The organism is Streptomyces sp. NPDC006925 (assembly GCF_042869575.1).
Lineage (GTDB): Bacteria > Actinomycetota > Actinomycetes > Streptomycetales > Streptomycetaceae > Streptomyces.
This window is the reverse complement of the sequence record NZ_JBIAGB010000044.1, coordinates 1-19,326: the sequence shown is the minus strand read 5'-3', so window position 1 is coordinate 19,326 and position 19,326 is coordinate 1. Positions and strand designations below refer to the sequence as shown.

General features: G+C 71.9%; 16 protein-coding genes and 1 pseudogene. 7 read left to right on the top strand and 10 right to left on the bottom strand.

From position 1 onward, the window contains the following. Window positions 1–179: 179 nt before the first annotated feature. The 4 genes from ACFYNS_RS31510 to ACFYNS_RS31495 all read right to left on the bottom strand — a co-directional run bounded on the left by ACFYNS_RS31510 (window position 180) and on the right by ACFYNS_RS31495 (window position 4,606). Entirely contained in the window at window positions 180–1,295 is a 1,116-nt protein-coding gene (locus ACFYNS_RS31510; protein ID WP_019354886.1) for a GuaB3 family IMP dehydrogenase-related protein, read from the bottom strand. Window positions 1,296–1,388: 93 nt separating this feature from the next. After that, on the bottom strand, window positions 1,389–2,894 hold the full coding sequence (guaB, locus tag ACFYNS_RS31505) for an IMP dehydrogenase (RefSeq protein ID WP_360289776.1): 1,506 nt from the start codon (window positions 2,892–2,894) through the stop codon (window positions 1,389–1,391). Window positions 2,895–3,036: 142 nt separating this feature from the next. Then, window positions 3,037–3,651: a sigma-70 family RNA polymerase sigma factor gene (locus ACFYNS_RS31500; protein ID WP_360289778.1), complete on the bottom strand. Its 615-nt coding sequence runs from the start codon at window positions 3,649–3,651 to the stop codon at window positions 3,037–3,039. A 343-nt stretch (window positions 3,652–3,994) separates the two neighbouring features. Beyond that, entirely contained in the window at window positions 3,995–4,606 is a 612-nt protein-coding gene (locus ACFYNS_RS31495) for a response regulator transcription factor (RefSeq protein ID WP_003948568.1), read from the bottom strand. Between the two features lie 366 nt (window positions 4,607–4,972). Here ACFYNS_RS31495 and ACFYNS_RS31490 point away from each other — a divergent pair. Further along, window positions 4,973–5,299 (top strand): annotated as a pseudogene (locus ACFYNS_RS31490) (WhiB family transcriptional regulator); the annotation flags it as partial. 282 nt (window positions 5,300–5,581) lie between these two features. Here the strand turns inward: ACFYNS_RS31490 and ACFYNS_RS31485 are convergent. Further along, on the bottom strand, window positions 5,582–6,508 hold the full coding sequence (locus tag ACFYNS_RS31485; protein WP_360289780.1) for a LysR family transcriptional regulator: 927 nt from the start codon (window positions 6,506–6,508) through the stop codon (window positions 5,582–5,584). Between the two features lie 90 nt (window positions 6,509–6,598). On the opposite strand from ACFYNS_RS31485, the gene ACFYNS_RS31480 reads away from it, so the two are divergent. Together ACFYNS_RS31480 and ACFYNS_RS31475 are read left to right on the top strand one after the other, a co-directional pair. After that, complete coding sequence (locus ACFYNS_RS31480) at window positions 6,599–7,267, top strand: MOSC domain-containing protein (RefSeq protein WP_360289782.1); 669 nt, start codon at window positions 6,599–6,601, stop codon at window positions 7,265–7,267. Window positions 7,268–7,541: 274 nt separating this feature from the next. Then, window positions 7,542–8,315 (top strand): SDR family oxidoreductase, encoded by a 774-nt coding sequence (locus ACFYNS_RS31475; RefSeq protein WP_360289784.1) that lies wholly within the window; start codon window positions 7,542–7,544, stop codon window positions 8,313–8,315. 226 nt (window positions 8,316–8,541) lie between these two features. Here the strand turns inward: ACFYNS_RS31475 and groL are convergent, their stop codons facing one another. The 3 genes from groL to ACFYNS_RS31460 form a co-directional block, all read right to left on the bottom strand. Continuing rightward, window positions 8,542–10,170, bottom strand: coding sequence for a chaperonin GroEL (gene groL, locus ACFYNS_RS31470; protein WP_276478270.1), 1,629 nt, complete (start codon window positions 10,168–10,170; stop codon window positions 8,542–8,544). Window positions 10,171–10,350: 180 nt separating this feature from the next. Further along, window positions 10,351–10,659 carry a co-chaperone GroES gene (groES, locus tag ACFYNS_RS31465; protein WP_019354894.1) on the bottom strand — a complete coding sequence of 103 codons (309 nt, stop codon included), beginning with the start codon at window positions 10,657–10,659 and terminating at the stop codon, window positions 10,351–10,353. A 261-nt stretch (window positions 10,660–10,920) separates the two neighbouring features. After that, window positions 10,921–11,310: a hypothetical protein gene (locus ACFYNS_RS31460; protein WP_360289787.1), complete on the bottom strand. Its 390-nt coding sequence runs from the start codon at window positions 11,308–11,310 to the stop codon at window positions 10,921–10,923. A gap of 73 nt (window positions 11,311–11,383) precedes the next feature. Between ACFYNS_RS31460 and ACFYNS_RS31455 the strand changes: the two genes are divergently transcribed. Then, window positions 11,384–12,571: a class I SAM-dependent methyltransferase gene (locus ACFYNS_RS31455; RefSeq protein ID WP_360289789.1), complete on the top strand. Its 1,188-nt coding sequence runs from the start codon at window positions 11,384–11,386 to the stop codon at window positions 12,569–12,571. 12 nt (window positions 12,572–12,583) lie between these two features. Here the strand turns inward: ACFYNS_RS31455 and ACFYNS_RS31450 are convergent, their stop codons facing one another. After that, the gene (locus ACFYNS_RS31450) at window positions 12,584–14,092 is read right to left on the bottom strand and encodes a hypothetical protein (protein ID WP_388606299.1); all 1,509 of its coding nucleotides are present in this window, start codon (window positions 14,090–14,092) and stop codon (window positions 12,584–12,586) included. After that, window positions 14,082–16,151: a hypothetical protein gene (locus ACFYNS_RS31445; RefSeq protein ID WP_388606297.1), complete on the bottom strand. Its 2,070-nt coding sequence runs from the start codon at window positions 16,149–16,151 to the stop codon at window positions 14,082–14,084. The genes ACFYNS_RS31450 and ACFYNS_RS31445 overlap by 11 nt, the downstream gene beginning before the upstream one ends. Before the next feature lie 283 nt (window positions 16,152–16,434). Between ACFYNS_RS31445 and ACFYNS_RS31440 the strand changes: the two genes are divergently transcribed. From ACFYNS_RS31440 to ACFYNS_RS31430, 3 genes are all read left to right on the top strand, one after another. After that, window positions 16,435–16,818 carry a WXG100 family type VII secretion target gene (locus ACFYNS_RS31440; protein WP_388606295.1) on the top strand — a complete coding sequence of 128 codons (384 nt, stop codon included), beginning with the start codon at window positions 16,435–16,437 and terminating at the stop codon, window positions 16,816–16,818. 130 nt (window positions 16,819–16,948) lie between these two features. Then, on the top strand, window positions 16,949–17,260 hold the full coding sequence (locus ACFYNS_RS31435) for a WXG100 family type VII secretion target (protein ID WP_360289797.1): 312 nt from the start codon (window positions 16,949–16,951) through the stop codon (window positions 17,258–17,260). Beyond that, window positions 17,260–19,191: an RNase A-like domain-containing protein gene (locus ACFYNS_RS31430; protein WP_388606293.1), complete on the top strand. Its 1,932-nt coding sequence runs from the start codon at window positions 17,260–17,262 to the stop codon at window positions 19,189–19,191. The genes ACFYNS_RS31435 and ACFYNS_RS31430 overlap by 1 nt, the downstream gene beginning before the upstream one ends. Window positions 19,192–19,326 lie beyond the last annotated feature (135 nt).

The window sequence follows — 19,326 nt, the reverse complement described above, 5'->3', positions numbered from 1 at the left end:
GTGTTGGTGCCTGGGGGCTTCTCAGGGGGCGGAGCCCCCTTAGCGGGGGGCCGTTGGGGGCAGCGCCCCCCGACACGACCTCTCGGCGGCAGCCGAAAAACAACGGGGGCGTGCCCCCACAACGCAAACGCAGCCCGCGGAGGGGAACCGACCCCGCGAAGACGCCCCCCGCGAAGGGGTTAGCGGGAGCGGGCTACGGTTACCTCTACGCGCTGGAACTCCTTGAGGTCGGAGTAGCCCGTGGTGGCCATGGCGCGGCGGAGTGCGCCGAAGAAGTTCATGGAACCGTCGGGAATGTGCGAGGGGCCGAGCAGGACCTCTTCCATGGTGCCGACCGCGCCCAGGTCGACCCGGCGGCCGCGGGGGACGTCCTCGTGCACGGCCTCCATGCCCCAGTGGTGGCCCTTGCCGGGCGCGTCGGAGGCGCGGGCCAGCGGGGAGCCCATCATCACGGCGTCGGCACCGCACGCGACCGCCTTGGGCAGGTCGCCGGACCAGCCGACGCCGCCGTCCGCGATGACGTGCACGTAGCGCCCGCCGGACTCGTCGAGGTAGTCGCGCCGGGCGGCGGCGACGTCGGCCACGGCGGACGCCATCGGCACCTGGATGCCCAGCACGTTCCGCGTGGTGTGCGCGGCGCCTCCGCCGAAGCCGACGAGGACGCCCGCGGCTCCGGTGCGCATCAGGTGGAGGGCTGCGGTGTAGGTGGCGCAGCCGCCGACGATGACCGGCACATCCAGCTCGTAGATGAACTGCTTGAGGTTCAGCGGCTCGGCGGCACCGGAGACGTGCTCGGCGGAGACCGTGGTGCCGCGGATGACGAACAGGTCCACGCCCGCGTCCACCACGGCCTTGGAGAACTGCGCGGTGCGCTGCGGGGACAGCGCGGCGGCGGTCACCACGCCCGAGTCGCGGACCTCCTTGATCCGCTGCCCGATCAGCTCTTCCTTGATCGGCTCGGCGTAGATCTCCTGCATCCGCCGGTTGGCTGTCGCCTCGTCGAGTTCCCCGATCTCCTGCAGCAGCGGCTCGGGGTCCTCGTACCGGGTCCACAGGCCCTCGAGGTTGAGTACGCCGAGGCCGCCCAGTTCCCCGATGCGGATGGCGGTACGCGGGGAGACGACCGAGTCCATGGGTGCGGCGAGGAACGGCAGCTCGAAGCGGTAGGCGTCGATCTGCCAGGCGATGGAGACCTCCTTCGGGTCGCGGGTGCGCCTGCTGGGCACCACCGCGATGTCGTCGAAGGCGTACGCCTGCCGCCCGCGCTTGCCGCGCCCGATCTCGATCTCAGTCACGTCTGCTGCCTCTCACTCTGGTGTGCCGCGGTCCAGTATCGCCGACACGCCGGAGCCCGCGGCTCCGGGAGGGCCGCGGGCTCGGGGACGGGGTCAGCTCCGGGAGTAGTTCGGAGCCTCGGTCGTCATCTGCACGTCGTGCGGGTGGCTCTCCTTGAGCCCGGCCGCGGTGATGCGCACGAAGCGCCCGCGGTCCTGCAGCTCGGGGACGGTGCGGCCGCCGACGTAGAACATGGACTGCTTCAGACCGCCGACGAGCTGGTGCACCACGGCGGCGAGCGGGCCGCGGTAGGCGACCTGGCCCTCGACGCCCTCGGGGATCAGCTTGTCGTCGCCGCTGACGCCCTCCTGGAAGTAGCGGTCCTTGGAGTAGGACTTGCTGTCGCCGCGGGTCTGCATCGCGCCGAGCGAGCCCATGCCGCGGTAGGACTTGAACTGCTTGCCGTTGATGAACAGCAGCTCGCCGGGGGACTCCTCGCAGCCCGCGAGCAGGCTGCCGAGCATCACCGTGTCGGCGCCCGCGACCAGGGCCTTGGCGATGTCGCCGCTGTACTGCAGGCCGCCGTCACCGATCACCGGGACACCGGCCTCCCGCGCGGCCAGCGACGCCTCGTGGATGGCGGTGACCTGGGGAACGCCGATCCCGGCGACGACGCGGGTGGTGCAGATGGAGCCGGGGCCCACGCCGACCTTCACGCCGTCGGCACCGGCGTCGATCAGGGCCTTGGCGCCGTCGCGGGTGGCGATGTTGCCGCCGACGACGTCGACGCGCGGATGGTTCGACTTGATCTTGGCGATCATGTCGCCGACGAGCCGCGAGTGGCCGTGTGCGGTGTCGACGACGACGAAGTCGACGCCGGCCTCGATCAGCGCCTGGGCCCGGTCGTAGGCGTCGCCCGCGACACCGACGGCGGCGCCGACGACCAGCCGGCCCTCGGCGTCCTTGGCGGCGTTCGGGTACTGCTCCGCCTTGACGAAGTCCTTGACGGTGATCAGGCCCTTGAGCGTGCCTCCGCCGTCCACCAGCGGCAGCTTCTCGATCTTGTGGCGGCGCAGCAGCTCCATCGCGGCGTCCCGCGAGATCCCGACCTCGCCGGTGACCAGCGGCATCGGCGTCATGACATCCCGGACCTGGCGGCTGCGGTCCAGCTCGAAGGCCATGTCGCGGTTGGTGACGATGCCCAGGAGCTTGCCCGCGGCGTCGGTGACCGGGACACCGCTGATGCGGAACCGGCCGCACAGCGCGTCGGCCTCCTGGAGGGTGGCGTCGGGGCGGATGGTGATGGGGTCGGTGACCATCCCGGACTCGGACCGCTTGACCTGGTCGACCTGGTTGGCCTGGTCCTCGATCGAGAGGTTGCGGTGCAGCACGCCCACGCCGCCCTGCCGGGCCATCGCGATGGCCATCCGGCCCTCGGTGACCTTGTCCATGGCGGCGGACAGCAGCGGCACGTTGACCCGTACGTTGCGCGAGACGTACGACGCGGTGTCGATGTCCTGCGGCGCCATGTCCGACTCGCCTGGCAGCAGCAGTACGTCGTCGTATGTCAGGCCCAGAGTGGCGAATTTGGCGGGCACTCCGTCGACGTTCTCAGTCATGACACCTTTCCCATGCTTGCCCCGGCCGGATGTCCATGCTAACGGGCCCGGACGGGTGAGCGGACCGCCTGTGGACAAGCTCCGGTCCTCGGGCGCCCGTGGGCGCGAGAGCCCCCGCGCACCTCGCTCACGTGCGGCGGAACTACTGCTCGGCCAGCGCCCGCAGCCGGCTGAGGGCCCGGTGCTGGGCGACGCGGACGGCTCCGGGTGACATTCCCAGCAGCTGCCCGGTCTCCTCGGCCGTCAGCCCCACGGCGACCCGCAGCAGCACCAGCTCACGCTGGTGTTCGGGCAGGTTCGCCAGCAGTTTCTTGGCCCACTCCGCGTCGCTGCTGAGCAGCGCCCGCTCCTCGGGGCCGAGGGAGTCGTCGGGCCGCTCGGGCATCTCGTCCGAGGGCACGGCGGTGGAGCCGGGCCCGCGCATCGCGGCCCGCTGCAGATCGGCGACCTTGTGCTGGGCGATGGCCACGACGAACGCCTCGAACGGCTTTCCGGTGTCCCGGTAGCGCGGCAGCGCGCAGAGCACCGCGATGCAGACCTCCTGGGCGAGGTCGTCGACGAAGTGACGTGCGTCACCGGGCAGTCGGGTCAACCGCGTGCGGCAGTACCGCACGGCCAGCGGGTGCACATGGGCGAGCAGATCGTGCGTGGCCTGGCTGTCGCCCTCGACAGCGCGCTGGACGAGCTTGCCGACCGTGGCGACCTCGGCCGCGTCCGCGGCCCCGGTCGGCGGCGGCCCGCTCTCGTCGTCGCGCATCGGTCCATGGTGCACCGACGCCGCGCGGTTCGCCGCACCGCGCTCGTAGAAGTGAGCCGAAGCGTTATGAGCAGGCGCACTGGCCCTCATGTCCACGCCCTCCCCTCACGCCTGACCGACAGGTCCCCGAGGAACTCCATACAACAAGCATGCGGCACGCGCGAGATTTCTCGGCAGCCGCGGGGGAAATCCGCGGGAACACCTGCCCGGCCGGGGCCGCCGTCCCACTCGTCGGCGACCGGTTCCGGGCGCGGACGAGCGGGCGGACGGGCGGTTGCCGCGCGAGGCGGGACGTGCTCGGCCTGCGGCCGGGAGGTGCCCCGGGCGGACACCCGGCACCAGGTCAGCGGACGAGGCCCCAGCGGAACCCGAGCGCCACCGCGTGCGCGCGGTCCGAGGCGCCGAGCTTCTTGAAGAGCCGCCGGGCGTGCGTCTTGACGGTGTCCTCCGAGAGGAAGAGCTCACGCCCGATCTCCGCGTTGGAGCGGCCGTGACTCATGCCCTCCAGCACCTGGATCTCCCGCGCGGTGAGGGTCGGCGCCGCGCCCATCTCCGCCGACCGCAGCCGCCGGGGGGCGAGCCGCCAGGTGGGGTCCGCCAGCGCCTGGGTGACGGTCGCGCGCAGCTCGGCGCGGGAGGCGTCCTTGTGCAGGTACCCGCGGGCACCGGCTGCGACGGCCAGGGCGACGCCGTCGAGGTCCTCGGCCACCGTCAGCATGATGATGCGGGCGCCGGGGTCGGCGGAGAGCAGCCGCCGCACGGTCTCCACTCCGCCCAGGCCGGGCATCCGGACGTCCATCAGGATCAGGTCGGACCGGTCGGCGCCCCAGCGGCGGAGGACTTCCTCGCCGTTGGCCGCCGTCGTCACACGCTCGACGCCGGGCACGGTCGCGACCGCGCGGCGCAGGGCCTCTCGGGCGAGCGGGGAGTCGTCGCATACGAGGACGGATGTCATGGCCGCCCTCCGCTGCTGATGCGCATCACCTTGAGCCTCCAGGCTGCTTGAGAATCGTCACCTGCGCGATTGACGGCCGCGGAGGACTGCGCCCCGGGCCGGTTCCGAACCAATCGCTTTCGCTCTCTCAACGACGGTCACCCGAAAGAGTTACGGCTTTCAGCCGCCGTCCTCAGCACTCTACGTGAGCGTCCGTACACAGAGCAGCAACATCCCGGCTTTGCGGCGACCGACGCACCATTAATCCTGAAGTGCCCTATTCAGATGCATTACTTCCGTTTTGCGAGTTTGATCGCTAGATTCGCGAAAGAGTCATATTTACGCACGAGTGTCAGATCACCTCCAGCAGCACTCAGGAGAGACGCGATGGCAGACTTCTCCCGCCTTCCTGGACCCAACGCGGATCTGTGGGACTGGCAGCTTCTGGCCGCCTGCCGCGGGGTGGACAGTTCGCTGTTCTTCCACCCCGAGGGGGAGCGCGGCGCCGCCCGCAGCGCGCGGGAGGCGTCCGCCAAGGAGGTGTGCATGCGCTGCCCCGTGCGCGCCGAGTGCGCGGCGCACGCTCTCCAGGTGCGCGAGCCCTACGGGGTGTGGGGCGGACTCACCGAGGACGAGCGCGAGGAGCTGCTGGGCCGGGCCAGGAACCGGCTGGTGACCACGCACAGCCCCGCGCAGGACCAGCGGCCGTCGACCCCGGGCGGAGCAGCTCCGGACGGGGCAGCTCCCGACGGGGCAGCTCCCGACGGGGCAGCTCCCGACGGGGCGGAAGACCCTGGCGGTACGCCCGCCCACGGGGGTGCGGCCGAGCACGCCGCCGAACCGGTCGGCGAGATGTGAGCGGATCCCGCCCGGCCGACCGCATACCCGGGCACCGCGCGGCACCGAGGAAACCCGGACGCCGTGCGGAAACGTTCCCTCACGCGGCGCACACGCCGTCCGGCCCGCCCGCGCCTCCTGGCACGGCCGGGGCGGCGGTCAGCCCCGGGCCGCCGCGAGCCGGTCCAGCATCGCGGCGACGGCGGGCACCCGCGCGAGGTCGGGCAGCGTCAGCGCGACCACCTCGCGCTGCACGGCGGGCGCCACCCGGACCGCACGCGTCCCCCGCGGGCGCACCGACTCCACGGCCAGCTCCGGCAGCACCGCGACCCCCAGCCCCGCGCCGACCAGGCCCACCACCGCCGGATAGTCGTCGGTCGCGAAGTCGATCCGGGGCGTGAACCCCGCCGCCTCGCACACCTGGACGAGGTGCCGACGACAGCGGGGACAGCCGGCGATCCACGGCTCCTCGGCGAGGGTGCCGATGCCGACCTCCTCCGCGTCCGCGAAGGGGTGCCCCTCCGGCACCAGCCCCACCAGCCGGTCGGTCAGCAGCGGCCGGACCACCAGGTCGTCCGCCTCCCAGTCCTCCGCCGGGACGTGCTCCCCCGGGACGTGCTCGCCCGGCACGGGGTCGTAGCGGAAGGCCAGCGCGATCTCGCAGTCCCCCGCCCGCAGCATCTCCACCGAGCGCGGTGGCTCCGCCTCCACCAGCGAGACCCGGGTGCCCGGGTGAGCGGCCCGCATCGCCGCGACGGCGGTGGGCACCAGCGTGGAGCTGCCGCTGGGGAAGGAGACCAGCCGCACCCGCCCGGCCCGCAGCCCGGCCAACGCCGCCACCTCCTCCTCGGCGGCCGTCAGCCCCGCCAGGATCCCGGTGGCGTGCCGGACCAGCGCCTCGCCCGCCTCGGTCGGCCGCGTCTCACGGCCCGTCCGCACCAGCAGCGGAGTGCCCGCGGCGGCCTCCAGCGCCTTCATCTGCTGGCTGACGGCCGGCTGCGTACAGCCCAGCTCACGCGCAGCGGCGGAGAAGGATCCGGTTCGGGTGACCGCGCGCAGGACACGCAGATGACGGGCCTCGATCATGCACCCGAGCATAGGCGAGCATAAGGATGCCTTGGGGAGCGCCGCCGGAATCGGCTCGCTCCTTGGGGTGCTCCTCGGTAGCCTCGGCGCATGGAGCTGCTATCCGTGAACCTCGCCGAGCCCCACCGCTCGGAGCACACCGCCGCCGAAGGCGGTCTGACCGGCATCGACAAGCGGCCCGTCGAGGGTGCCGTCACCGTCACCGCCCCCGGCCCGCGCGGCACCGGGGGCAGCGGACTGGCCGGCGACACCATCGGCGATCTGCGCCACCACGGCGGCGAGGAGCAGGCGGTCTACGCCTTCGCCCGCGAGGAGCTGGACTTCTGGGAGGGCGAGCTGGGCCGGGCGCTGCCCAACGGCGTCTTCGGCGAGAACCTCACCACCCGCGACGTCCCGGTCGACGACGCGCGCATCGGAGAGCGCTGGCAGCTCGGCGCACCCGGCACCGGACCGCTGCTGGAGGTGTGCTCCATGCGGGTCCCCTGCCGCACCTTCGCGGGCTGGCTGAGCGAACAGGGCTGGGTCAAGCGGTTCACGGACCGCCGGATGCCCGGCGCCTATCTGCGGGTCGTCGAGCCGGGCGAGGTGCGCGCGGGCGATCCCGTCACCGTCGTCCACCGCCCCGACCACGAGGTGTCGGTCAGCTTCGTGTTCCGCGCCCTGACCCGGGAACCCGAACTGCTGCCGCGCGTACTGGCGGCGGGCGAGGCGCTGGACCCGCAGGCGCGGGAGCACGCGCTGCGCCGCATCCCGGGCTGACGGACCGTCCTCGCCGGCTGACGGGCCGTCCTTGCCGACTGACGGGGCGCCCTTGCCGACTGACGGGCCGCCACGGCGCCGCGGGTGAGCCGCAGTCCGGCGGTGGCGTGGTCGAGCGAGCCGCGGCCCCGCCAGGCCCGGCCCGGCCCGGCCCGACCCGGCTGCGGAGCCTCGTCCGGCCGTGGCGGGACGGCGGGTTCGTACGGGTGCCCTACCCTCGCCGAGGCGGCCGGACGGCGAATCAGCAGCCGTTCGGGGCCGATAGCGTGGCCGCATGACGACTGCACTGATTACGGGAGCCACCGCCGGTATCGGCGCCGCCTTCGCCCGGCGGCTGGCCGGCCGCGGCTACCACCTCGTGCTCGCCGCGCGGGACACCGACCGGCTCTGGCGGGAGGCGACCGAACTGCACGACCGGCACGGGGTGGAGGCCGACGTCGTCACCGCCGACCTGGCCACGGAGGAGGGCATCGCCGCGGTCGAGGACCGGCTGAACTCCCGGGAACACCCCGTCGACCTGCTGGTCAACAACGCGGGATTCGGCAACAAGGGACGCTTCCTGGAGGTGTCCGTCGCCGACGAGCTGACGATGCTCAAAGTGCACTGCGAAGCCGTGTTGCGGCTGACGTCGGCGGCGACCGCCTCCATGTGCGAGCGGGGGCGCGGCGGGGTCATCAACGTCGCCTCCGTGGCCGCCTTCTTCCCCCGCGGCACCTACGGCGCCTCCAAGGCGTGGGTCACCCAGTTCACCCAGGGCGCCGCCAAGGATCTGGCCGGTCAGGGGGTGCGGCTGATGGCCCTGTGCCCCGGATTCGTCCGCACGGAGTTCCACGACCGGGCCGGGATGGACTCCGCCGACATTCCGCGGTGGATGTGGCTGGACGCGGACCAGGTGGTCGAGACGGCGCTGCGGGACCTCGCGCGCGGCAAGGTGCTGTCGGTCCCCGATCCCCGGTACAAGGCCCTGCTGGGCGCCTCCCGGCTCATCCCGCGCGGCGTGCTGGCCAAGGCATCCTCGACCACGGGACGCAAGTACGGCCCGAAGTAGGGCCGGGCGGCGCCGGAATGGCTCCGCGGCCCCGGCCCGGGCCGCCGCCAAAGCCGCGGACAGTCGCGGAAGGCCGCGGAAAGTCGCGGAAAGTCGCGGAAAGTCGCGGAAAGTCGCGGAAAGTCGCGGTAGGCCGCGGGAAGTCGCGGTAGGCCGCGGGAAGCCGGAGAAAGCAGCGAGGGCGCACCCCGCGACGGGGTGCGCCCTCACCGGACGGCGGGGTGCCTCAGTGGGCGTGCCCGTGGCCGTGGCCCGCGCCCGCGGCCTCGTCCTCCTCGGCCGGCTTCTCGACGACGAGCGTCTCGGTCGTCAGCAGCAGCGAGGCGATCGAGGCGGCGTTCTCCAGCGCGGAGCGCGTCACCTTCACCGGGTCGATGACACCGGCCTTGACGAGGTCGCCGTACTCGCTGGTGGCGGCGTTGAAGCCCTGGCCGGCCTCCAGCTCCGCGACCTTGGCGGTGATGACGTAGCCCTCCAGGCCCGCGTTCTCGGCGATCCAGCGCAGCGGCTCGACCGCGGCGCGGCGGACGGTGGCGACGCCGGTCGCCTCGTCGCCCTCCTTGCCGAGGTTGCCCTCCAGCACCTTGACCGCGTGCACGAGCGAGGAGCCGCCGCCGGAGACGATGCCCTCCTCGACCGCCGCACGGGTCGCGGAGATCGCGTCCTCCAGGCGGTGCTTCTTCTCCTTCAGCTCGACCTCGGTGGCCGCGCCGACGCGGATCACGCACACACCGCCGGCCAGCTTGGCGAGGCGCTCCTGGAGCTTCTCGCGGTCCCAGTCGGAGTCGGTCGCCTCGATCTCGCCCTTGATCTGGGCGACGCGGCCCTGCACGTCCTCGGCCTTGCCCGCACCGTCGACGATCGTGGTGTCGTCCTTGGTGACGGTGACGCGGCGCGCGGAACCGAGCACGTCGAGACCGGCCTGGTCGAGCTTGAGGCCGACCTCCTCGGCGATGACGGTGGCGCCGGTGAGCGTCGCCATGTCGCCGAGCATCGCCTTGCGGCGGTCGCCGAAGCCAGGCGCCTTGACGGCGACGGCGTTGAAGGTGCCGCGGATCTTGTTGACGACGAGGGTGGAGAGGGCCTCGCCCTCCACGTCCTCGGCGATGATCAGCAGCGGCTTGCTGGAGCCGGCCTGCATGACCTTCTCCAGCAGCGGCAGCAGGTCCTGGATGGAGCTGATCTTGCCCTGGTGGATCAGGATGTACGGGTCGTCGAGGACGGCCTCCATACGCTCCTGGTCGGTGACGAAGTACGGCGAGAGGTAGCCCTTGTCGAAGGCCATGCCCTCGGTGAAGTCCAGCTCCAGGCCGAAGGTCTGGGACTCCTCGACGGTGATGACGCCGTCCTTGCCGACCTTGTCCATCGCCTCGGCGATCAGCTCACCGACCTGCTTGTCCTGCGCGGACAGGGCGGCGACGGAGGCGATGTCCTCCTTGGAGTCGATCGGGCGCGCGGTCTTGACCAGCTCGTCCGAGACGGCGGCGACCGCGGCGTCGATGCCCTTCTTCAGGGCGGCCGGGGAGGCACCGGCGGCGACGTTGCGCAGGCCCTCGCGGACCAGCGCCTGGGCCAGCACCGTGGCGGTGGTGGTGCCGTCACCCGCGATGTCGTTGGTCTTGGTCGCCACCTCCTTGAGGAGCTGGGCGCCCAGGTTCTCGTACGGGTCCTCCACCTCGACCTCACGGGCGATGGTGACGCCGTCGTTGGTGATGGTGGGGGCGCCGAACTTCTTGTCGATGACGACGTTGCGGCCGCGGGGGCCGATGGTCACCTTCACGGTGTCGGCGAGGTTGTTGACGCCCCGCTCAAGGGCGCGACGGGCGTCCTCGTCGAACTTCAGGATCTTCGCCATGGAAGCTGTTGTGTCCTCTCACACGTCTCGCACGTCTCGTACGCGCCCGTGTCGGCCCGTACGAGCCGCGCCCTGGTCCCTGCTACCTCGCGTGAGGAGCGGGCACCAGGGCGCGTATCGACTGCACGCTGCGGCTTCGGGAAGCTGCCGCGTCCGTAGTCCGTACTGCTTCTCGCCGTACTACTTCTCGACGATCGCGAGAACGTCGCGGGCCGAGAGGACGAGGTAGTCCTCGCCGCTGTACTTCACCTCGGTGCCGCCGTACTTGCTGTAGAGCACGATGTCGCCGACGGACACGTCGAGCGGCAGGCGGTTGCCGTCCTCGAAGCGGCCCGGACCGACGGCCAGGACGGTGCCCTCCTGGGGCTTCTCCTTGGCGGTGTCCGGGATGACCAGGCCCGAGGCCGTGGTCTCTTCGGCGTCGAGCGGCTGGACCACGATGCGGTCCTCGAGCGGCTTGATGGCAACCTTGGAGCTGGCGGTCGTCACGATCCGACCTCCCCCTTCGGAGATCTCAATACGTCAAACTGAGGGCTTATGTCTGGAGTGGCGACCTGGTAGATCCGTCGTCGCGGGTGCCGGATCTGCCCGTCGCGTACTGCTGGCACTCACACGGGGAGAGTGCCAAGGTCGAGATTATGCCTGGCTTAGCACTCGGTCAAGCGGAGTGCTAGCCGCACCGGCTCGCGCCGAACCTGACAGGCGCCCTCACCCGTCCCCGCTCGGCGGCTCGCGCCCCTTCCGCGCCCGTCAGCCCGCGCCCTCCAGCAGCGCCTCGAACTGCTCCACCGCCTGCACGAGAGCCTCCGGCTCCGGCCGCGGCCCGCTGGTCGGCGCGTCGAAGCCGCACAGTCCGGCCAGGGTGAGCAGCCGCTTCTCGTCGGTGATCCACTCGCCGCGCGCGGCGAGCACGGCGTGGCCCGCCTGCGCCGCCACGGTCGCGAGCGCGCCGGAGACCTCGGTGACCTGGCCGCGCGGACGCCGAGGTGACCTGGCCGCGCGGACGCCGACTGCGCGCCCGGCGGCCGTGTACGGAGCTGCGCGGACAGCGCGGACAGCGCGGACGACCCCACGCGCCCGCACGGAGAGGAGCGGTATCAGGGCTCGGGCCCGGGTGCCGGGCTGGGCGCGTGTCGTCACTGCACGCCCCCCCGAGACCACGCCCGCACGGCCCGGCGCACGGGCTGCGGGAGCGGCGCGGGACAATGGGCGGGTGGATCGTGAGGTGTTCGCGGAGCTGCTCTCCGACGAGGGGCAGGCGCTGCTGCGGGAGGTACGAGGGGTCGAGCCCGCGCAGGAGCTCGCCGTGGCGACGCGGCTGCGGCAGCGGCACGAACCCGCGCTGGTGTCCGCGGCCCTGGCCCAGAGCCGGCTGCGCGCCCGCGCCGAGGCGAAGTTCGGACCCGCCGACGCGCAGGCCCTCTACTTCACCGCGGACGGGCTCGAACAGGCCACCCGCACCCAGGTGGCCGGGCACCGTGCCCGGCGGATGCGCAGCCTCGGCGTCCGCAGCGCCGTGGACCTGTGCTGCGGCATCGGGGCCGACGCGCTGGCGCTGGCCCGGGAGGGCATCCGGGTGCTGGCCGTCGACCGCTCGCCGCTCACCTGCGCGGTGGCCCGCGCCAACGCCGCGGCGCTGGGGCTCGCGGAGCTGGTCGAGGTGCGGTGCGCCGACGTCACCGAGGTGGACACCGGCGGCTGGGACGCGCTCTTCGCCGACCCGGCCCGCCGCACCGGGCGGGGCCGGGTCTTCGATCCGGAGGGCTACTCGCCGCCGCTGAGCTGGGCCGTGCGGACGGCCCGCACCGCACCGCTGGCCGCGCTGAAGGTGGCGCCCGGCATCCCGCACGAGGCGGTGCCCGCGGAGGCGGAAGCGGAATGGGTCTCCTGCGGTGGCGACGTCAAGGAGGCGGTGCTGTGGTTCGGCGGCGGCCGGACGGGCACCGGCGGCGTGCGCGCGACGCTGCTGCCCGCCGGCGAGACCCTCGCCGGGGAGGGGCTGCCCGACCCGGAGGTGGGGCCGGTCGGCCGGTATCTCTACGAGCCGGACGGCGCGGTGGTCCGCGCCCACCTGGTCGCCGAGCTGGCCCAGCGGGTGGCCGGGCGGCTGATCGACCCGACGATCGCGTACGTGACCACCGACGCGGTGCACCCGACGCCGTTCGCGACCGGGTACGAGATCACCGACGCGCTGCCGTTCAACGTCAAGAAGCTGCGTGCCCTGCTGCGGGAGCGCGGCGTGGGTGTCGTCACCGTCAAGAAGCGCGGCTCGGCGGTCGAACCGGAGGAGCTGCGCCGGAAGCTGAAGCTGGACCCGAAGGCGGCGCCCGGCTCCTGCACCGTCTTCCTCACCCGGATCGCGGGCGCGCCCAGCATGCTGCTCGGGCATCCGCTGGCCTGACCCGCGCGGACCTCAGCGCCCGCGGCGGGAACGCTTGGTGCGGGTGGTGCGGGTGGTGCGGGTGAAGTCGCCGCGCAGGACGCGCCCGGTGAGCGGCTCCTCGGTCAGCGAGCCGTAGCCGGTGGCGGCCCACAGACTGTGCTCGGGCGGGACCTCGAAGTACGGGATGCGGCGGCCGTCGTGCTTGTGGGTGAGGACCTCCGGCACGCGGCGCGCGGAAACCGCCGCCGAGCACTCCCGGCACGCGGCGACGCGCAGGGCCTCGCGGCGGCCCAGCGGGCGCCAGCGGATCCGCTCGGCGGCGGCGCCGTGCAGCGGGTCGAAGAAGCACAGCGGCAGCGTCGGCGCCGCGGCCCGGGCCTTGCGGCGGCTGCGGGGAGCCGGTTCGGAGCGCTCCAGCGCGTCCCGGCCCTCGTGCAGCAGCGCGAGGACGCCCGCGAGGTCTGGAGTGTCGCGGGCCTCGTCCAGCACGGTGCACGCCGCGGCGTACGCGTCCAGGGAGAGCTGGAGCAGGTCGCTGTCGGCGTGCTCGCCCGGCTCATGGGCGATCAGCTTCTCGTTGTACGCGAGGAGTTCACGCTGGGCGCGCTTGCGCAGGTCCCGCACGCCCGCCGTGCGCGCGGTGGCGAAGACGGAACGCGGCGAGGTGAACGGCGCCCGCGCCGAGGTCCGCGCACGCCACCGCACGGTGCGGAAGCCCAGCACCGCGGCGGCGAGCACCGCCACCGCCGACCCGATCAGCACCCCGAGCAGCAGCGGGGAGGGGCCGGCGTCCGCACCGCTGTCGTCCGCGCCGCCACCGTCCCCGCCGCCGTCGTCCGCGCCGCCACCGTCCCCGGCGCTGTCGTCCGCGCCGCCACCGTCCGCAGCGCTGTCGCGCTCCGCCGGGTCGTCGTCGTGCAGGTCCGCGGTGGCTTTCTCGTACTGCTTCTCGCCGTCGCCGGACCGCACGATCTCCAGCGCGCGGGAGAACTTGGCGTAGAGACTCCGGCCCTTCATGTCGTCCTGGTGGCCGACCGCGGCGACACCCCAGAACGCCTGGTACTGGCCGTCGCGGGGGAACTCGAAGCCGTCCAGGTACCCCTCGTTGGTGCTGAGGGTCATGTAGACGGCCTTCTTCTGCGCGCCCTCCGCCATCCGGTAGCGCACCACATCGACCATCTTCTCCGGGTCGCCACCCCACGCGTCACCGGAGATGAGCGGGACGACGACGACCCGGACGGGCAGACCGGACGCCTTGATCTTCGCCACCAGCCGGCGCTGCTCGTCGGGCGGGAACGCCGACCGGTAGGCGGGATCGACATACACGGGTGAGGTGCGCAGCCCGTCGGCTATCCGCTGCCCCGCGGAACCGGCGTCGGAGGCACCGTCCGGATCGTCGTCGGCCCGAGCCGGTGCCCCGGCGGCGAGCGCGAGCGCCAGTACGGCGGCGAGAGGCAGCAGGACAGCGGCGAGGAACCGGGCCGCGCCTGCCGCGGACGCGGACCGTGCGCCGCGCGCGGCACGTCGTTCAGTGGACACCCAGTTGCTCCCGGACTCGGCGGACTATCAGGTCGGCGGTCAGCTCCGCGCCGACCCCGGTGCCCTGGACGGCGAGCGGCCCGGGGATGCGGTGGTAGGGCTCGTACGGTGCGGAACGTGCCGCGCCGGGTACGGGCAGGCACAGCAGCCGCGTCGCCACGATCTCGGCAGCCCGCGCGGGCCGCGAGCCGCCCGTCGGCAGCGCGGCACGGCACTCGGCGCAGAGCGGGCGGGGCCGCACGGCGCCGGTCTCACCGGGGAGTTTCAACCGCCCGGTCGCGGACGCGGGTCCGTGCAGCGGGTCGAGGGTGCACAGCCGGATCTTCCCGGCGCCGCGGGCCGCAGGTCCGGCGCCGCGCTCCAGCAGGGCGCGGCCGGTGCGGATCAGCACGAGACCGGCCGCGAGGGTGGGCGCGTCGGCGTCGGCGTCCACCCGGTTGTCGCCCTCCTGGTCGAGGAGGAGGGTCGCGGCGTCGAGGCAGTCCCAGACCTGGGCGCGCACGGCGTCGGGCAGCCTGTCCGGGGCCGCTTCGAACGCGTCGTTCAGCTCGCCGAGTTCCTGCCGCGCCGTCCGGCGCAGCCGCCCGGCCGGGAGACGCGCGGGGAGCTGCGACGGGGTGCCGCCCGCGCCGCTCACCCGGACGGCCGGTGCGGGCCGGATCGCGGTACGTATCCGTCCGGCGGCGGCGAGACCGGCGGCCGTCACCCCGAAGGCGGCAGCGGCACCCACCACCCCCATCAGCAGTCCGGGCGCGAAGTCCCCCGCGTAGAGGGAGGGCAGTACGTCCTCGGTCACCGCGTCGTCCGCGGCCGACGGCTCCAGGTAGGGGCGCCCGGGCGGGGCGTGCGGGGCGCGGCCGACGGCCCGGAGCGCGCCGTCCAGCCGCTGGTAGAGCCCCCCGTCCTCGGAGTCCTGCGTGCCGTCCCCGCCGAAGCGCAGGTCCTCCGTGGCGTCCTGGAGCGCCGCACTGTCCAGTCGGGCGCCATAGTTGACGAGTTCCAGCTCGCCGCGCTCGGAGGCGTCCGCGATCACGTAGAGGCCGTCGCTGTCCTTCCCCAGCCGGTCGTGCAGCCGGTCGTGCAGCCGTTTGGCGAGGCGGGCACCGTCCCCGGCCGACTCGTCAGCGGTGACGAGGGGGACGACGGCGACCCGGACCGGAACATCCAGGCGCGCCACCCGCTCCCGCAGCCGCTCCAACTGAGCCCGGCTCAGCAGTCCGGCCCCGAGCGGGTCGACGTAGACGGGGTCGGCGCGCAGCCCCTGGGCGACCCGCACGGCCCTGGCCCGCAGGTCGGCGGCGGTGGGCGGCCGGTCGGCGTCCGAGCGGGTGTCGTCGAAGACGAGCGGCGCACCGGCGCCGATCACCAGGGCCGCCCCGGCGGCGACGGGCACCAGCAGCCGGAGCCGCGGCCCCTTCCCGCCCCGCCGCCGGATGTACCAGCCGGTGGCGACCAGGAACACCGGTACCCCGGTGAGCAGGATGCCGGTGAGGAAGCCTTGGTTCTCGCGGTCGGTGCGGCTGGTGTGGAGCTTGTCCGGCTCCTCACCGGCCCGGCTCGCCTCCAGTCCGCGCTCGGCGCGCCGCGCCGCGTCGCCGGACCGCAGCACCCCCACGAAGTGCCGGAACACCTCCAGGGTGCCCGCGTCGTAGGGCAGTTCGAAGAGGGTCGCCGTGGCCGCGTCCCGGGCCGGCACGTCCACCCCGAACGTCTCGGTGCGCGGGCTCCCGCCGTCCTCGCCGAGCAGGACGTAGAGCCCGTCCTTGCCGAGCCGGTCGTGCACGGCCGCCAGCAGCCCCTCGCCGCGCGCGGCCCCGGACCCGGGGAGCACCAGCACATACGTGGGCACGCCGGTGCGCTTCGCCGCCTCGGCGAAGGCGGACCGGGCGGAGAGCGGATTGGTCCGCGGAAGCTGGTCGGAGAGGTGGACGGGGTTCTCGCGCAACTGCTCGGCCAGATAGGCGGCGGGCGTCGCCGGTTCATCCGCGGCCACCGCCGTACCGGTCGTGTGCGCCAACCCCCCTGCTTCCAGCAGGCCCAGCAAGGCGGCCAACAGCATCGCACGTCCCCGCACACTCCACCCCCGCATGCGGCTCCCCCGAAATCAGCCGTAGTCGTTCCACCTGGCCTGTCGCCCGAGACCGAATATTCATCCTTCCAGGAGCGGGGCCCGGACGGGACACCGGGTTCAGCATTCCTCCGGGTCCCGCGAAGGAGCACCGGGGGTCTGAGCCGCGCCGATTCGTCTACCGTGTCTCAGGGACATCCTGCGACCGTGCGCTCAGAAGCGCCGACCAACCGGTCTCGGGACGTTGCATGTCGATGCGCCGAACAGGGGGAGCATGGAGCGGCTCAGAGTCGAAGGAGTCGATCTCGCACAGCTCATTTCGGACCTGGACGAGATGGAGCGCTATCTCGAAGCGAAGATCGCGCGGATGGACGGCCTGCTGGACCTCGTGGGTCGGCGTTGGCGCGGTCCAACTGCCGCTGCCTACAAGGAGCTGCAGGAAGGACTGACCGAGGACGCACGCTCCGTGCGGGAGTCACTGATCCTCATCGAAGAAGCGGTCAAGGCGAGCAAGGACGGTTTCACCGCACAAGAGCTCGACGTGCTCACGGCTATGAGCAAGCTTCGGGTCACCACCGAGGGACAGGAGAAGCTGCTCGGCATGGCGGACGCCAACCCTGTGGCCGGGCTTCCGAAGAGCAAGTTGGCCGATCTGTAGACCGAAGACGCGGGCTGCTGCCACAGGGCCGACTCGGACGCCAAGAGACGTCGGTCCGGCCCGCTGCCGCCGGGCAGCGGGCCGGGAAGGGGCATCGCACGAGAGTGCGGTGAGACGGGAGGGGGCACGAATGTCCGGCGCTCACAACGACGACGACCTCGCTGTCGACTTTGCGACGCTGAAGCGACTTTCCGGCGAGATGGAGGACATCCTCGCTGATCTCACGGAGAAGCTCGAAACGCTGTGGACCCGGTCCGAGAAGGTCGTGAGCCATTGGGAGGGCGAGGCACGTGAAGTGTGCGTCGATGTCCTGGACCGTTGGGACCGCTCGATGCAGGATCTCGAAGGTGCTCAACGCTGGCTGCACGATGTCGTCACCAACGGGCACGTCAACTACGCGTCGGCACACCGCGCCGTACTGCGCGGCTGGGGTGACGGCTGATGGCGACCCCCACACCGGAGCCCGCCCCGTCCCAGTCCCCCTCCGCACAGGACGTCGACGGCGAGGAAAAGGGCGATGCCGACGCGGACCGGCCCGAGCCCTCACCCTCGCCCGGGCATCCCCCGGATCCTGACTACGAGCCCGAGCCACGGCGCACGGGCCACGACGGCAGACCCACCGACGAGCGGCGAGCCTGGGAACGCAAGCAGCTGCGCCCTGCTCCACCGGATGACAGCGGCGGCTTCGACATCAAGCCGAGCCACGTCTACTACGTCTCGGCGCTCGTCAGGGACGAGCAGTTCGCGCTGCACAAGGCGCTCAACACGATGGTCGAGGACGCCCACTGCCGACAGGCTGCCGGAAAGGGCAGCGGCCCTGACGATTTCGCGGAGGCCTACGCGAAAGTCGCCGCGAAGTTCCTCACCGTCTGGTCCCGGAGTATTCAGTCCGTAGGGGGTGTCTCCCTGGGGCTGACCGAGACGGCGAATAATTATTGTGCAGCAGAATGGTTCTCCCGCGGCATGTACGGCCCACCGCCGCGGCAGTCACCCCCCATCGGGGTCGGAAAGGCAAAATACGGACCGCTGGCCGACATCCAGTGGACGGGCACCGGAGATGGCACGGATATTCCCCTGGTTGCCGGCCTCGGTGACATTCCGGACTGGCTCTCCGTGGTGATCGAGCCCGCCATCAAGGAAGGGCTGCGGCTCGGCAGGACACACGACATCACGCCGGGCGCCGATACGGGGGACCTGCGCAAGGTTGGCAAGGCGTGGCACTCCGCAGGCGTCGCGGCCAAGGGCGTAGCCGGCAAGCTCAACGGCCACATGGGCTATCTGACCAATGAACGCAACGACGATTGGCGAGCCGCCATGCACGGCTTCTGCCAGCAGATCTGGGGTACCACCCCCTGGGGTGCGCCTCGTACCCGGGATGGAGAGCGCGTCCCCAAAGGGCAGCAGCAGCCCGATGACCGCGAGTGGCGTACCAATCCGAAGGTCGAACCGGCTGACCGGAGACCGATCATCGAGATCCTGGAGAAGACGGCAGACGCCGTGAAGAAGGAACTCGACCACGTCGCGCACATTGCCGACACCACCCGGGACACCACCTCACGGCTGGGCGCCGAAGCGGCGAAGGCCACGGTGAAGGACCTCACGATGGGCCTCGACTGGGGAGAACTCACCCGGCTTGCCGGAACGCTGGTCTTCGCCGAGATCGTTTCGACGTTCCGGTCGCACATGGACAAGGAAGCGGTCAACCGTGCGGTCGACGTGTATCAGGAGGCCTTTCACTCCAGTGCCAGCGAACTGCGCAAGCTCCTTCCCGAACTGGAAGAGGCCCAGCACAGCGCACCTACCTACGCATCCGAGACGGCCAGGGCTCAGGCATTCGGAGCCCGTTCACTCGACGAGTTCAAAAACCGGCATCGCTGGACGAAGAAAAAGGATACCGACAAAGGAAAATACACGGTCGACCTGGCCGGTAGCGAGTGGCTGAACAATTCACACACCGCCAACAAGCATGTGGGACTCACCGACGATCAGTTGGCTCAGCGGCTTCGCGACGACCTGAAGAAGCCCCCACGCCCCGGAACCGAATGGCCGCATGGACAGCCGCAGATCGGCAACGCCTCCACGTTCAAGGACATGGAGTCGGCACAGAAGATGACCCAGTACGCGATCGACAAGAATTCAAAAGAGATCAAAGACTGGCTCAAATCGCCGTCCGGTCCGCTGGTCATCGAAACGGACAAGACACCGTACGGAGTTTCCGGCCGGAGCATCGACCGACACGAGTTGAAGAACAACCCCTATCCCGTCGACAAGGCTGAGAACGTACACGGCGTGCAGGCCAAACTCATCTACGACGCCTCTCTCGACCCACCGTTCACGGTGCTCACGTCCATGCCGAAAGACGTGTCCAGATGAGCCTTCAGAAACCTCGGTTCCCTCAGCCACCTCACACTAACCTCGATCTTTCGTGACGGTCCGTCGGTTTCTTCGGCGGGCCGTTTCGGTTGTTCGGGGTCGGTGGTGGGCACGCTGATGGCCCGGCTGTCGCGT